Below are 14,358 nucleotides of genomic sequence, written 5' to 3'. Positions count from 1 at the left end.
GCCTCGTGAACGGTGAAAGGCTCTCAAAAGTCCCCCAGAGGTCGCATCAAGGGGGTTCAGGGGGACCTGGGTGAGAGCCGACGATTCCTACATCACCGCCTGGCGCGGAGCGACTACGGAATGTGGGATCACATGCCTGACATGGCAAATCGAGGGCTCATCGTCAGCCCGCTCAAGACAGCTCGATTCCCCGTGCCGTTGGAGTGGGGTGTGCCGCCGGACGGTGCGGCGGTCCCGCCGGCACGGAGGTTGGTGTTGGAGATCGCGCGCGTCTGGGGCATGCCGTTCTCCGCAGAAGCACTACAAGAACTGGAGCTCTGCGCGAGTGAGGTGATCGCGAACGCGATGGAGCACGCGAAGGCGAGGTGCACGGTGACCGTTCGCCGAGTCGGCGAACGGCTGCGAGTCGAGGTCGAGGATCCCGTCCCGAACTTCGAACGCTGTGCAGCGGACCCGGAATCGACCAGTGGACGTGGGTTGATGCTGGTTGAGGCGCTTGCCGACGCTTGGGGCTGGCACCCGGCGGGGGAGGGCAAGGTCGTGTGGTTCGAGATCCTGGGAGCGTGTGAGGCGCAGGACCTCACGCACGGTTGGGGCTCGGTGTACGACCTCCTTTCGCCGCAGTCGGTGGCGTGATGCCCCCGCCGCCCAGGCGGTCCGCCGCGTCTCCGTCACTGCTGCCAGGCCGATGCGGTGGGCCCGTCTTCGCTGCCGGGGTGGTGGCCGGGTTCGTCGCAGGCCGAGATCGCTGGACGACACCGGTGGCGACGTATGGGCGATCGGGGAGCGCGGTTGCCGGCCCGCCGAGCAGTGTGCTCGGCGGGCCGGTGCGACTGTGACCACCCGCTGGCACCCCGGGAAGCCGCACGAAGGGCGGAGTTCGTCCGCTGGCTCGACCACGAACGCGCCCAACGCCTCACCCTGGTCGAGGGATTGGAGCACCCCGGCGACCCGGCCCAACCCGACAACCACCACCGCCACTGACCCGCCGGGTCGAAGCCCCTGCCGCGCCCGGCCCCCGGGCGCGGCAGGAAGGTGGCTTCGTTAGGCTGCCGCCATGATTCGTGCAGTGGTGTTCGACCGGGCGACTTCCGGATCGACTCGCTCAGCGAGCTGGCGGAGTTGATCGCGAAGGCCAACGCTGGAGTGAACTGAGCGTTGCCGCCCAGGAGGACCCTGAACCGAAGCCCGTCGCGCGAGTGCGTGTGTCGGGCCCGCCTACTCCCCGGCCCGATCCCAGAGCCCGGCCAGGTGCGCGTGCAGGAGTTCCTCGGCCTCCGCCGCCGTGCGGTGGCCGACCAGCACGTGTCCGGTGAGTCCGTCGGCGAGGGCGAGCAGGGTGCGGGCCTCGCGCCGGGCGCCTTCGGCGTCGACGCCCGTCTCCTCGACCAGTCGGGCCAGCAGCCCTTCCAGGCCCGTGTAGCTGTTCCGGAGGCTGGCCGCCAGTGCCGGGTTGACGGCGGCCGCGGCGAGGAAGGCCAGCCAGATCCGCGCCTCCGCCCGGCGTTCGTCGCCCAGCAATGCGACCTCGCCGACCACGTGGCCCACCGTGCTCGCGGCGGACTGTGCGGGGCTGCCCAGCACCCGGCCGTGTGCCCGTTCGGTGACGCGTTCGCCGATGTGGCCGAGGGCGAACTGCAGCATCTCCTCCTTGGTGCGGAAGCAGCGTTGGACGGCGCCCACCGAGACCTCGGCGCGGACGGCGACGTCCCGCAGGGTGACGCCCTCCAGCCCCTGTGCGTCGATCAGCGCGCACACCGCCTCGGCGATCCGTCGACGCCGCTCCTCGTGGTCCACCTGCTTGGGCATCCGCCACTCGCCTCCCAACCCGTTGTCCCGCTATCCCGTTATTCCGATGCGATCGTATCGGTTCCCCGGCTAAGGTCCCGATACAACCGCATCGGAACACGTCAGGAGAGCCCCCCATGTGGAAACTCCCCGCCACCGCCATCGCCGCCGCGGTCCGCAGCGGCGAGGTGTCCGCGCTCGAGGTGATGGACGCCCACCTCGCCCGCATCGCCGAGGTCAACCCGCACGTCAACGCCGTCACCCAGGTCCTCGCCGACCGCGCCCGCGCCGCCGCCCGGGAGACCGACCGGCTCCGCGCCACCGGCGAGCGGCTCGGCCCGCTCGCCGGGGTGCCGTTCACGGTCAAGGAGTGCATCCGCATCGAGGGCGTCCCGACCACCTTCGGTACCCCGCGCTTCCGCGGGCTCACGGCTCCCGCCGACGCCATCCCGGTCGCCCGGCTGCGCGCCGCCGGGGCGATCCCGATCGGGCACAGCAACCTGCCCACCCTGATCCTGGCCGGGATGCACACCCGCAGCGAGCTGTACGGCGACACCCGCAACCCGTGGGACGCCACCCGCACCCCCGGCGGCAGCAGCGGCGGGGACGGCGTGGCGGTGGCCACCGGCATGGCCGCGCTCGGGCTCGGCAACGACTCCGGCGGCTCGCTCCGGATCCCGGCCGCCTTCTGCGGCGTCGCCGCGCTCAAGCCGACCACCGGCCGGTTCGCCGCCGACCAGCGCATGCTGGGCCCGGACGACCCCGGACCGGCCTCCCAACTGCTCGTCACCGACGGCCCGTTGGCGCGTACGGTGGCCGACCTGCGGCTCGCCTACGAGACCCTGGCCGGCCCCGACCCCCGGGACCCGCGCGCCGTACCCGCACCGCTGTACGGTGACCCGCTCGACGGCAAGCCCAAGGTCGCCGTCGTCGCCGACCCGGGCAGCCACGGTGTCCACCCGACCGTCCGCCGCGCCGTCGGGGCCGCCGCCGAGGCGCTGCGCGACGCCGGGTACGAGGTCCGCGAGGTCCCCGACGTCCCCCGGCTGGACGAGGCCCTCGACGCCTACCTCCGGCTCACCCACACCGAGTTCGCCCCCAGTTGGCCCGCCGTACGGCAGTTGCTGGGCGAGGGCGGTGACCGCTTCATCGAGCTGGCCATGCGCAGCGCCCCGCCCGTCGACGCCCCCGGGCTGATCGCTCTGATGGGCACCTGGATGAACATCCGCCGCTCCTGGACGGAGTTCCTCGACGAGTACCCGCTGCTGCTGGGCCCGGTCTTCACCGAGCCGCCGGTCGAACCGGGTCTGGAGTCCCGGGACCAGGCGGGCCGGGACCGGTTCGACGCGGCCAGGCGGCTCTGCTCGGTCACCAGCTTCGTCGGCGTCCCGGCCGTCGCCGTCCCCACCGGACCGGACGCCGACGGTCTGCCCACCGGCGTGCAACTCGTCGGGCGGCCGTTCCGCGAGGATCTCTGCCTGGCCGCCGCCCAGAACGTCGAGGACCGCCTCGGCACCCTCACCCCGATCGACCCGCGGCCCTGAAGCGGCTGGGCCCCACCCGGGGGCCCAGCCGCCTACCGCCTACTGCCAACCGCAGCAAGGTCCTGGGGCGTGTCTTGTGGATCAGGTCGGCCTCCACCACGGAGGCGCAGCCGACACACAGCACCATGCAGTCTCGTCGCATGGTTCGACCCCACTGGCCGACAGCCTCAGCGGGCGCGGCGCTGAGGAGCGCCGAGGTGGGTGAGGACGGCGAGGACGCGCCGGTCGCCGCTGTCCTCGGGCGGGAGGTCGAGTTTCAGAAAGATGTTCCCGACGTGCTTGTGCACGGCCCGCTCGGTGACCACGAGGCGATCGGCGATCTCGGAGTTCCCGTACCCCTGGGCCATCAGCGCGAGGACCTCGCGTTCGCGCTCGGTGAGCCGGGACAGCGGGTCGGTGCGCGTCGCGAGCAGCTGCCGGACCACGTCCGGGTCCAGCGCCGTGCCGCCGGCCGCCACCCGGTGGAGCGCGTCGAGGAAGTCGTCGACGCGGGCGACCCGGTCCTTGAGCAGGTAGCCGACGCCGGTGCCGTCGGCGAGCAGCTCCCGGGCGTAGGTGTCCTCGACGTACTGGGAGAGTACGAGGATCGGCAGCCCCGGGACGCGTTCCCGGGCGTGCAGCGCGGCCCTGATGCCCTCGTTGGTGAAGGAGGGTGGGAGCCGGACGTCCACCACGGCCACGTCCGGCCGGTGGGTGACGGCGGCCGTCAGGAAGGACCCGGCGTCCCCGGTGGTCGCCAGCACCTGGTTCCCCAGGGCCTCCAGCAGGGCGGTGAGCCCCTGCGCGAGCAGCGCGTTGTCCTCGGCGATCACGATCCGCACGGGCACTCCACGGTGATCACGGTGGGGCCGCCGGCCGGGCTCCGGACCAGCAGGACGCCGTCGACCGCCTCGACGCGCTGCCGCACGCCGCGCAGTCCGGTGCCCTGTGGTCCGGTACCGCCGCCGCCTTCGGTCGCGCCGCCCCGGCCGTCGTCGGTGACCTCCGCCCGCAGGGTGGCGCCCGTCCGGGCCAGGGTGACGGTCACGGCGCCAGCGTCGGCGTGCTTGGCAGCGTTGGTGAGTGCCTCGGTGACGGCGAAGTACACGGCGACCTCGATCTGGGCCGGTACGTCGCCGAGTTCACCGACCTCCAGGGTGGCGGGCACCGGGCAGCGGGCGACGACCGCCGAGACCGCGCCGGCCAGGCCCCGGTCGGCGAGGACCGGCGGGTAGACGGAACGCAGCACGTCGCGCAGCTCGGCCATCGCCTCCTCGGCGCCCTCCCTGGCCCGGGTCAGCAGCGGGCCCACCGCGGCGGGGTCGGAGCCCAGTGTCCGTTCGGCGAGGCCGAGTTGCATGGCGAGGGTGACCAGCCGGGCCTGGGTGCCGTCGTGCAGGTCCCGCTCGATGCGGCGCAGCTCGTTGCCGTGCGCGACGATCGCGCCGGTGCGGGTCCGGTCCAGCGTGGACACGCGCTCGGCGAGGACCGCGGCGGTCGAGGGGGCGAGCAGCCACCGGCTCAGCGCGGCCGCCGTCCTGGCGAGCAGGGGCGGCCCGAACAGGGCGAGCAGCACGCTCAGCAGGAACTGGGGAACCCCGGCGTAGAACGCGGACCCCCAGCTGTCGACCGGGACGTTCAGGATCGGCCGGATCGGATCGTCGGTGGGGAACAGCCACCACAGGGCGATGAGCGCGAGCACGACCGCCGGGAACAGGAACAGCGCCGTGCCGAGCAGCCCGAGCACGGTGCCGGCGACCGCCATGACGACCGCCCAGCGCAGGTCCCGGCCGGTCGCCGGGTCGGCCAGGATCGCCGCCAGGCGCTTTCGCGGGTGCGGTCCGGCCGGTGCCGTGGAGCGGGCGGTCGAGCGGGCGGTCGAGCTCGTCGTGGAGCGCGCCGCGGAGCGTCCCAGCAGAGCGCGTTCGCCGTCGGCCAGCCACCGCAGCAGCCGGAGCTCGGGCGGCAGGACGAGCAGGCCCACGCCGACCAGGCAGAGCGCCGCCGAGTACAGGAGGACGGGCACCAGCACGAGCAGGGCCAGTCCGCGGACGAACACCGCAGCACAGTACCCGGCGGCACGGGTCGAACGCGCAGCGCCCGCCCGCGTCGCGCGTGCCACCCGCGACGCCCGCTTCGTCATCGAAGTGTCGTTCACGGCGGTCAGTCTCCCCTCCTCGGGCTCCCGGCGCAGTGGAGCGTGCTACACCATCGGTCGACGCGCCTGCACGATCGTCCCGGCCCGCTCGCGGTTCGTAGCGTCACGGCCATGAAACGCATGAAACACCTGGAACGAACGGACACTTCGGACGGCTCACGCACCGAGCTGGTGCTCTTCCTGACGATCAGTTTCGTCGGCGCCTGGATCACCATGATCCCGCTCTGGCTGGACGGACTCCGCCGGACGAGCGCCGCGCAGGGGACGCCACGGCTGGCGGCGGTGTGCATGGTCCTGATGATGCTGGTGCCGGCCCTGACCGCCTTCGGCCTCACCGTGCGCGGCCGGGGCCCGCGCCAGGCCCTGCGGCTGCTCGGGCTCACCCGGTCCACCCCCTGGCGGCACGAACTCCGGTCTGTCTCCGTCGCGTTGGCGATCCCGCTCGGTCTCACCGCGGCCGGCCTGAGCGTCGCCACGCTCACCGGCTGGTACACCCCCGCGCACCTGCCCGGGCCCGGCACGGTCGTGCCGCTGGTGCTGAGCGCGCTGGTGTCCGTACCGCTGTACTTCGGCGAGGAACTCGGCTGGCAGGGCTACCTGTTGCCCCGGCTGCTGCGGTACGGCCGGACCCGCGGACTGCTGATCGGCGGCGCGATCTGGGGCGCCTGGCACGTCCCGATGACGGCGCTCGGCGGGAGCTACCCCGGCCATTCGGTACTGCTGGGCATACCCGTCGCGGTGGTGACGGCCATGCTGCTCGGTACGGTCATCGCCTCCATCCGGTTGTCGACCGGGTCGGTGTGGGCGGCCGTCGCTGCGCACCTGTCGCTCAACGAGTTCACGCTGCCGCTGACCCGCGAGGTCTCGGGCCGCATCGTCGACCCGCTGCTCGCCGGCCCGTTGAGCATCTCGACCTGGCCGGTGACCGCCCTCGTGGTGCTGGCCGGCTGGTTGGCCCACCGGCGGAGTGCCGGTCCGGGCGGCCGGGCGTTGCGGAACGGGTACCTCCGTTGAGCGGCGTCGGGCGGTGCGACATGATCGAGGTCCGCCCGATTTCCTGGAGGTACGACGTGGCACGGCCCGAGCTGGCGTGGTCCGACGAGGCACCGACCGAGGCACCGACCGACGCGGTACGGCCCGGTGCGGTACGGCCCGGTTCGGTACGGACCGAGGTGGCGAGGGCCGAGGTGGCGAGGGCCGACGTCGGGTGGGCCGAGCGGCTGGTGGAGCGTGACGGTGTCCGGCTCGTGTGCCGGGACTGGGGCGGGCCCGGCCGGCCCGTCGTGCTGCTGCACGGGCTGGCCGGGCACGCGGGTGAATGGGACGCGCTGGCGGCGGAGTTGAGCACCCGGTACCGGGTCGTCGCGGTCGACCAGCGCGGACACGGCGCGAGCGAGCGCCGCCCGCCGGAGGTCTCGCGTGCCGCCTACGTCGCCGATGTGGTGGCCGTCGTGGAGCAGTTGGGGCTGCGGCGCCCGGTCCTGGCCGGGCAGTCGCTGGGCGGGCACACGGCCATGCTGACCGCCGCCGCGCACCCCGGACTGGTCAGCGGCCTGGTGCTCGTGGAGGCCGGCCCGGGCGGGCCGAACCCGGACGTGGCCGTGGAGGTCGGCGGCTGGCTCGACTCCTGGCCGACGCCGTTCCCCGCCCGCGAGGCGGCCGTCGAGTTCCTCGGCGGCGGGCCGGTCGGCGCGGGCTGGGCGGCCGGACTGGAGGAGCGCGACGGCGGCTGGTGGCCACGGTTCGACCGGGACGTGATGGTGGACTCACTGGCGGAGCTCACCCAGCGGTCCTACCTGGCGGAGTGGGCGCGGATCGCCTGCCCGACCCTGGTCGTGCTGGGCCAGTCCGGGTTCGTCCCGGCGGCGGAGGCCGAGGAGATGCTCCGGCGGGGCCCCGCCACCATGGCCGTCAGCATCCCCGGCACCGGCCATGACCTGCACCTGGAGCGGCCCGAGGCGCTGCACGGGGTGCTCGCGGAGTTCCTCGACGGTATCGGCTGAGAGGTCCGGTGGGCGGATGGAAACGGCACGGCGTTACTGGTTCGCGCTGCTGGTGTGCGGGGTGCTGCCGGCCGCGTCCGTCGGGCATCCGGCAGCTGCTGAACCTGGCGGTACCGGCCGCTGTGCTGCTCATCGCGGCGGGCGTCGCGTACGGCGTGGGCGTGGGCGTGGGCGCCGGCGACCGCAGCCACGGCCGGGCCCCGGCTCGGTGAGAGTCGGGGCCCGGCCCTGCGACGGATCCGTCTCGTGAGCGCCTCAGGCGGCGGACCGTGGCCCGGTACGACCGGGCTGCGGCGGCGGCGCGCCCGAGCGGTCACCTGTCAGCAGTTGACGACGCTGTGGACCGGGGACCAGTTGCCGTTCGGATCCTGGCTGTGGGCGGGGCCGGTGGAGAACACCCAGGCGCCGCTGGGGCCGTACATGCGGGCAACGGTGTTGGTGGTCTGGTTGTTGTCCCAGGAGCCGGGGCCGGACCAGGTGCTGAAGTAGTAGCGACCGCAGTTGTACATGTCGACCTCGTCACCGGAGTACCAGGTGCCGCGGTAGGCGCACATGTGCCTGTAGTCCGCTCCGCCGCCCGCACACGGGTCGTAGGCGAGGGCCCCGCCACCGGTGAGGTCGCGCGGGTGGTCCTCGCCGGGCACGGTCAAGTACATGGTGGCACCGTCGAGTTGGATCCGGTTGGGGGCGACTTGGGTGCCGCCGGTGGTGGCGAGGTAGCTGTCGGCCTTCTCCTGGAGGGAGGCGGCTTGGTCGGTGGTCAGTCCGGCGGCTCGGGCCTGGGCGGTGAAGGCGGCGGCGCCGGGGGCCGCGGTGGCCTGGCCGCCGCCGATCAGCGCTGGGAAGAACGCCAGGACGGCAGCGCTCAGTAACACCGTGATTCTGGATCGCATCGGGCGACTCCTCGTCAGAGTGGTGTTCGCAGCAGTGGACTGCTGACGGGATGGAGTCTTGTTGCGACGTTCCGTAGCGTCAATGTGGAGAATCAGCCATCATCATGTCCATGGCAAAATCAGCAGAGGGCCCGACGGCCCACCGTCAGCTCGGCTTCGCCTCCGGCCCGAACCGGTGCCGGTAGGCCGACGGCGAGATGCCCGTCTCCCGGCGCACCAGCACCCGCAGGTTGGCGGCCGTGCCCAGCCCGCTGCGGCGCGCGACCACCTCCATCCGGGACTCGCCCCGCTCGATCAGCCGGCAGGCCAGGGCCACCCGTTCCCCGGTGAGCCAGGCCAGCGGCGTGGTGCCCAACTGGGCGCGGAACCGGCGGTGCAGCGTGGCCGGGCTGACCGCCGCGCGCGCCGCCAGCTCGGCGACGGTGAGCGGTGCGTCCAGCCGCTCCTGCGCCCAGGCCAGCAGCGGCGCCAGCGACTCGTCCGGCCGCTCGGGCACCGGCCGCTCCACGAACTGCCGCTGTCCGCCGTCCCGGTGGGCCGCGAAGACCAGCCGGCGGCTCACCGCGTTGGCGATCTCGGCGCCGTGGTCGCGGCGCACCACGTGCAGGCCCAGGTCGAGCGCGGCCGCGCTGCCCGCGGCCGTCAGGATGTCGCCGTCGTCCACGAACAGCACGTCCGGTTCGAGCCGGACGGACGGGAAGCGGGCCCGGAAGTCGTCCGCCCACTGCCAGTGCGCGGTGGCCCGCCGCCCGTCCAGGACCCCGGCCTCGGCCAGCGTGAAGGCGCCGCTGCAGAACCCGACCAGCCGCGCGCCCCGCGCGTGCGCCCGCCGGACGGCCTCCAGTACGGCGGGGCGGCGCGGCACCTCGACGTCGGGCCGGTTGGGGACGATCAGGGTGTCCGCCGTGTCGGCCGCCTCCAGGCCGGCGACTCCGGTGAGGGTGAAGAACCCGTCCCGCATCAGGGTGCTGGGCTCGGGGGAGCAGAGCCCGAAGTCGTACAGCTCGCGGCCGACCTCCGGCCTCCGCAGGCCGAACACCTCGGTGGCGCAGCCCAGTTCGAAGGGGTTCGAGTTGGCGTCGACGATCACGACGACCCGGTGCGGGCCGGCCGTCGGGCCGGCCGTCGGGGAGTGCGGCGGAGGCTGCGAGGATCCTTGCGACATGTGCCATTTCTAGCACTCACGCCGGGCGGGCGGGGCGGCCCAGGATGGGCGCATGAGCAACCGACCCATCGCCCTCGACCAGGCCCTGGCCAGCTTCGACGCCCTGTGGAGCCCCCGTATCGTCACCCGCGTCAACGACTACGACGTCCGGATCGCCAAGGTCCACGGCGAACACGTCTGGCACGCCCACGACGACACCGACGAGTTCTTCCTCGTCCTCGACGGCGAACTCCGCATCTCGCTGCGCGAATCCGGCGGCGAACGCACCGTGCTGCTCCCGAAGGGCTCCGTCTTCACCGTCCCGCGCGGCACCGAGCACAGGCCGCAGGCCCCGAACGGCGCCGCGATCCTGATGTTCGAACCCACCGGCACGCCCACCGTCGGCGACCGCCACGACCCCGTCCCGGCCCACATCGACGCGACCACCGGTCACGCCCTGGACGCTTGACGGGCGCGGGAGCGCGGGAGCCCCGGAGCGCCAAAGCGCCGGCGGACCGGCGCGGTAGCGTCGACCACATGAGTGAACTCAGCGACTGGACGTACGTGGTGACGGACATTGAGGTGGACGGCCCCTGGGCCGGCCCGAACTCGATGCGCTCCTTCGCCTCCGTCGCCACGACGGCGGACGGACGGACCTTCGGCGAGTTCGAGGCCGTCCTCGAACCGCTCCCCGGTGCGGCGCCGAACCCGTGGACCAAGGAGTGGTTCGACTCCGAGCCCGGCACCTGGGAGGCCGCGACGACGGACCCGGAGCCGGTCGCCGCGGTGATGGGCAGGTACGTGGAGTGGGTCCGGTCGCTGCCCGGGCCGCGGGCCTTCGCGGCCGCGCCGTTGTCCTTCGACGGGACGTGGATCGACTACTACCTGCGCCGGTTCACCCCGTACGGCCTGCACCAGGGGCCGTACGAGGAGGACCGCCTCTTCGACGGGCCGGCGCTGTGCCTGCGCACCTACACGTCGGCCCTGACGGGCCGCCCGCCGGCGGACCTGGCCTCGCCGATGCTGCCGCCGCACTGGCTGGGCGACGTCCCGCACACCCACAAGGCGATCGACGATGCCCGGGGCTTCGCCCACCTGCTGCACTTCCTCACCCGCAACGCGGGCACTCCGGCCCTGCGCCTCGAGGCCTGAGCCGCGCCCGCCGTGGGGTGGCCAAGAAATTGGCGTGAACCTGACACGGAAGTTCGGGCGATCTTCACTCCTCGCACACCTCCGGCTGGTTGTGTGGTGCCCACAGCCTGCCCGGGCACGGATGGTTCGGGCAGCACGAAGGAAAGGCACTGCTCATGCGACGCATCGCCATGACGGTCATCGGTCTGCTCGCGGCCGGCGCGGCCGCGGCGGTCCTCACCGCGGGGACCGCCCAGGCGCTCGGTACGGACGTGACCCGGCTCGGCTCGGTACACCTGACCAGGACCGACGCCGCCGGCAACACCACCTCGGCGGACCTGTCCTGTACCGCCGTGCAGTCCGGGGCGGGCTTAACCGTCACGGGCACGGGCACGGTCGCCGCCCCGACCGCCGCCTGCAACGAACTGGCGGGTGTCAACGGCGACTTCGCCAAGCTGCTGGTCCACCCGACCTGGCTGCCCACGGTCCAGGAGGCGCCGGTCACCGCCGCCGCCCAGGGCAACTGGGGCGCCACCGCCGTCACCTGGTCGCACACCTACGCCAACGGCAGCGCGCTGACCAAGTACACCGGGGACGTCTTCGGCTTCTGAGCCCCGAGCTGACCCTCACGCACGGTCGTGGCCGCTCCCGCTCCCGGGGGCGGCCACGGCCCGTGCCGGGGAGCCGGGCTACCGGCGGAAGGCCGCGGGGGTCGGGCCGTTCGGGCGGACGGTGATGCTGTAGGCCGCCCCGCTCGGGCGGGAGTGGAACTCCAGCGGGCCCAGCGGGAGCAGGAGGTCCAGCAGGGCGGTGCTCTCCCGGAGGGCGAACTGGGTGCCCAGGCAGGCGCGGGCGCCGAGGCCGAAGGGGAGGTAGGCGCCGAGCTCGGTGGGGCGGGCGCCGCCGGGGGCGAAGCGGGTGGGGTCGAAGCGCTCCGGGGCCGGCCACAGCGCCGGGTCGCGGTGGGTGAGGTAGGGGCAGACCAGCACGTCCGTCCCGGCAGCGATGTGGTGGCCGGCGATCACGTCGTCCTCGACGGCGTGCCGGGGGAGCAGCCAGGCGGAGGGGTAGAGCCGGAGGGTCTCGCTGACCAGCGCGTGCGGGTCGGCGTGCCGGGCGCCGGGGTTGTCGTCGAGCAGCAGGAACAGCCAGGTGAGCGTGGTGGCGGTGGTCTCGTGGCCCGCGACCAGCAGGGTGACCAGCTCGTCGCGGATCAAGCGGTCGGTGTACTCGGGGTGTCGGTCGGCGGCGTCGAGCAGGACGCGCAGCACCCCCGGCTCCGGGAGGTCGGCGGCGGCGCGGGCCGCGTCGATCGCGGCCTGGGCGACGGCGTCGATCCGGGCGAGGTCCTCGGCGACGGTGTCCCGGGCGTCGGCGGCGTTGGTCGGCAGCTTCGGCATCGCGGCCACCACCCGCTCCACCGAGCGCAGTTCGGCGTCCGTACGGTCGTCGAGCGGCAGCCCGGTGAGCGCCCGCCAGACGGTGTCCAGGGCGAAGCCGCGCATCTCCTCGGCCACGTCGAAGGTCTCCCCGCTACGCCGGTACCCCTCCCAGCGCTCGGCGGTGCGGCGCGCGGCGGCGGCGATCCGCTGCTCGTAGCGGCGCATCCCGGTGCCTGTGAACTGGGACTGCAGCAGCCGTCGTTGGCGCTTCCAGGCCTCCCCGGTGGCGGACAGCACGCCGTCGCCGACCAGCATCCGGGCCCGGTGCGAACGCTTCACGTACCGGTCGGGGTGCCGCCCCAGTACGTGCTGCACCGCGGCCGGATCGGTCACCAGTACGGTCGGCGTCGGCCCGAGCCGGAACGCGGCGATCCCGCCGATGCCGCGCTGCGCTCGGGCGAGCAGTTCGACCAGCTCGGCCTCCTCGGCCCGCCACTCCTCGACGGCCTCGGGGGCCAGTTCCGGCACGGGCACGGTGTCCGTGGTCACGGGTGATGTCCTTCCGCTCTGCTGACGGGTCGTCCGTTTCGACTCTATGCCAGAGCGGACGGGGGTCGGGCTGCACCGAACGGGTGACGGGCCCGACCGGGGGCCGCGCGGCAACCAGGTCTGTCGTGTGCGAACGGGTACCGTGCGGCGGGGCCGTCAGGCCCCGGCTCACCGCGCTGATGGGAGAAACGGATGCCCGGGACCCGGCACATCGGAGGCAGCAGGACCGGTCGAGCGGCCCGATGGCTGGCAGCCGCCCTGCTCGTACCGGCCCTCGCGGCCTGCTCCGGCGGTGGCGGTGGCGGTGGCGGTGGCGGGGGCGGCGGGGGCGGCGGTGGTGGTGGCAGCACCGCATCGACCGGGCAGGGCGGAGGCGGCTCGACCGGTCAGAACGGCGGCACGGGCGGTACGGAGGACACGCGGACCACGGGCCGCGGGGGCGGCGGGGGGTTCGCGGACGCGGGTGAGGTGTCGGCGTCCGCCAGCGGCAGTGACACCTTCGCCCAGGTGGGGCTGACGACCACCTCCACCGCGACGTTCAAGGCCATCCTCAGCAAGGTCCATGACTGCAGTTCCGGAGGGCAGTACGCGACTCCGCTCAGCGTGGAAGTCACCGTGACCGGTGGCAGCAGCCCGCTGGAGCCGTTCACGCTGCCGTCCAGCAGCTCGGCCGCCCGCAAGATCTGCCTGACCGTGACCATCGGGAGTGAGAGCAGGGAGATCATGGCCGGCGGGATGATCCAGGGCACCGGCAACACCGGCGAGACCGGCAACACCGGCAACACCGGCAACACCGACCAGAGCGGGGCCCCGACCGGCGGCGGCACGGGGGCCTCGACCGGGAGCACCCCCTGAGCACGGTGCCGGAGGGGTCCGCCGATCACGATGCCGCGCCGCCGGTCGACACCCGGTTCAACTGGGTCGGTGTGCTGACCTCGGTCGTCGCCCCGACCACCTTCGTCACCGCGCTGCTCTTCTTCCTCGGCTTCGCCTACACCGACTCCTTCTACCACTACTTCGGCCTGGACGCCGCCACGCTCGGCTTCTCGACGCCGGACTTCCTGGTCCGTGGTTCCCCCGCGCTGTTCGTCCCGGTCGGGGGCCTGCTGTTCGGGATGCTGCTCGTCGCGCTCGTCTACCACCTCGCGACCAGGCGGGGCGGCTCCGGCTGGGTCCGCCGGGTGTGCCTGGTGCTCGCGGTGGCCGTCGTTCCGCTGCTGGTCCTGGGCTTCCTCACCGGATTCGAGGCGGTGGACCTGGGTCCGGATGCCGCCCCGCTGTTCATCGGCGGCGCCCTGCTCCTCGCCCTCCTGGCCCGGATGCTCTTCGTGCGCACCACAGGAAGCCCCTACCCGCTCCGCGGTGAGCGCGCCGCCGTCGCCGTGATCGTGGCGATCGTCGTCCTGTGCTGTTTCTGGGCGGCCACCGGCTACGCCCACACGAAGGGGACCGAGGACGCCCGCAGGCTGGGCTCGCAGCTCTACGAGCGTCCGGCGATGATCGTGGACACCACGGAACCCCTCTACCTGACCTGGCCCGCGGTGCGGGAGGCCCCGTTGGCCGACGCCGGTCAGGGGCAGCGGTTCCATCACCGCTATCACGGGTTCCGGCTGCTGGCGCAGTCCGGGAGCCGGATGTTCCTGATCCCGCGCGACTGGACCTGGGATACCGGCAACGTCCTGGTCCTGTCGCTCGACTCCGGCGTCCGGGTGGCCTTCCATCCGGGGTGAGGAACCGGAGCCGTACGGCTGCGCCGCGGTCCGTCCCCCTCGACGGATCGCGGCGCA

15 protein-coding genes are annotated in these 14,358 nt (G+C 73.4%); 9 read left to right on the top strand and 6 right to left on the bottom strand.

What is annotated here, in order from left to right; all coding sequences use genetic code 11:
* Positions 1–120: 120 nt before the first annotated feature.
* Positions 121–636, top strand: coding sequence for an ATP-binding protein (locus ACIQWA_RS03740; RefSeq protein ID WP_402477659.1), 516 nt, complete (start codon positions 121–123; stop codon positions 634–636).
* 582 nt (positions 637–1,218) lie between these two features.
* Here the strand turns inward: ACIQWA_RS03740 and ACIQWA_RS03735 are convergent.
* Positions 1,219–1,809: a TetR/AcrR family transcriptional regulator gene (locus ACIQWA_RS03735; protein ID WP_402477656.1), complete on the bottom strand. Its 591-nt coding sequence runs from the start codon at positions 1,807–1,809 to the stop codon at positions 1,219–1,221.
* Positions 1,810–1,925: 116 nt separating this feature from the next.
* Here ACIQWA_RS03735 and ACIQWA_RS03730 point away from each other — a divergent pair, with 116 nt between their 5' ends.
* Positions 1,926–3,332, top strand: a complete 1,407-nt coding sequence (locus ACIQWA_RS03730; protein ID WP_402477652.1) for an amidase — start codon at positions 1,926–1,928, stop codon at positions 3,330–3,332.
* Between the two features lie 167 nt (positions 3,333–3,499).
* Here the strand turns inward: ACIQWA_RS03730 and ACIQWA_RS03725 are convergent, their stop codons facing one another.
* On the bottom strand, positions 3,500–4,153 hold the full coding sequence (locus ACIQWA_RS03725) for a LuxR C-terminal-related transcriptional regulator (protein WP_402477650.1): 654 nt from the start codon (positions 4,151–4,153) through the stop codon (positions 3,500–3,502).
* Positions 4,141–5,370, bottom strand: coding sequence for a sensor domain-containing protein (locus ACIQWA_RS03720; RefSeq protein WP_402477647.1), 1,230 nt, complete (start codon positions 5,368–5,370; stop codon positions 4,141–4,143). Before ACIQWA_RS03720 ends, ACIQWA_RS03725 begins: the two co-directional genes overlap by 13 nt.
* Positions 5,371–5,580: 210 nt before the next feature.
* On the opposite strand from ACIQWA_RS03720, the gene ACIQWA_RS03715 reads away from it, so the two are divergent.
* Positions 5,581–6,483 (top strand): CPBP family intramembrane glutamic endopeptidase, encoded by a 903-nt coding sequence (locus ACIQWA_RS03715; protein ID WP_402477645.1) that lies wholly within the window; start codon positions 5,581–5,583, stop codon positions 6,481–6,483.
* A 209-nt stretch (positions 6,484–6,692) separates the two neighbouring features.
* A complete protein-coding gene (locus ACIQWA_RS03710) occupies positions 6,693–7,472 on the top strand; it encodes an alpha/beta hydrolase (RefSeq protein ID WP_360235608.1) in 780 nt (259 codons plus the stop codon).
* 320 nt (positions 7,473–7,792) lie between these two features.
* Here ACIQWA_RS03710 and ACIQWA_RS03705 read toward each other — a convergent pair whose 3' ends face one another.
* Positions 7,793–8,365 (bottom strand): hypothetical protein, encoded by a 573-nt coding sequence (locus ACIQWA_RS03705; protein ID WP_402477642.1) that lies wholly within the window; start codon positions 8,363–8,365, stop codon positions 7,793–7,795.
* 145 nt (positions 8,366–8,510) lie between these two features.
* Positions 8,511–9,530, bottom strand: coding sequence for a helix-turn-helix domain-containing protein (locus ACIQWA_RS03700; RefSeq protein WP_402477639.1), 1,020 nt, complete (start codon positions 9,528–9,530; stop codon positions 8,511–8,513).
* Positions 9,531–9,582: 52 nt separating this feature from the next.
* Between ACIQWA_RS03700 and ACIQWA_RS03695 the strand changes: the two genes are divergently transcribed.
* The 3 genes from ACIQWA_RS03695 to ACIQWA_RS03685 all read left to right on the top strand — a co-directional run bounded on the left by ACIQWA_RS03695 (position 9,583) and on the right by ACIQWA_RS03685 (position 11,251).
* A complete protein-coding gene (locus ACIQWA_RS03695; protein ID WP_402477637.1) occupies positions 9,583–9,978 on the top strand; it encodes a cupin domain-containing protein in 396 nt (131 codons plus the stop codon).
* Positions 9,979–10,046: 68 nt separating this feature from the next.
* A complete protein-coding gene (locus ACIQWA_RS03690) occupies positions 10,047–10,661 on the top strand; it encodes a hypothetical protein (RefSeq protein WP_402477634.1) in 615 nt (204 codons plus the stop codon).
* A 155-nt stretch (positions 10,662–10,816) separates the two neighbouring features.
* Positions 10,817–11,251 (top strand): SSI family serine proteinase inhibitor, encoded by a 435-nt coding sequence (locus ACIQWA_RS03685; protein ID WP_402477631.1) that lies wholly within the window; start codon positions 10,817–10,819, stop codon positions 11,249–11,251.
* Between the two features lie 78 nt (positions 11,252–11,329).
* Here ACIQWA_RS03685 and ACIQWA_RS03680 read toward each other — a convergent pair whose 3' ends face one another.
* On the bottom strand, positions 11,330–12,571 hold the full coding sequence (locus ACIQWA_RS03680; protein WP_402477629.1) for a cytochrome P450: 1,242 nt from the start codon (positions 12,569–12,571) through the stop codon (positions 11,330–11,332).
* Between the two features lie 468 nt (positions 12,572–13,039).
* On the opposite strand from ACIQWA_RS03680, the gene ACIQWA_RS03675 reads away from it, so the two are divergent.
* Positions 13,040–13,426 carry a hypothetical protein gene (locus tag ACIQWA_RS03675; protein WP_402477626.1) on the top strand — a complete coding sequence of 129 codons (387 nt, stop codon included), beginning with the start codon at positions 13,040–13,042 and terminating at the stop codon, positions 13,424–13,426.
* Positions 13,427–13,431: 5 nt separating this feature from the next.
* On the top strand, positions 13,432–14,301 hold the full coding sequence (locus tag ACIQWA_RS03670; RefSeq protein ID WP_402477623.1) for a hypothetical protein: 870 nt from the start codon (positions 13,432–13,434) through the stop codon (positions 14,299–14,301).
* Positions 14,302–14,358 lie beyond the last annotated feature (57 nt).

Source organism: Kitasatospora sp. NPDC098652 (genome assembly GCF_044760155.1).
Taxonomy (GTDB): domain Bacteria; phylum Actinomycetota; class Actinomycetes; order Streptomycetales; family Streptomycetaceae; genus Kitasatospora.
Note: the sequence above shows the minus strand (reverse complement) of the source record. Positions and strands in the feature narration are given on the sequence as shown.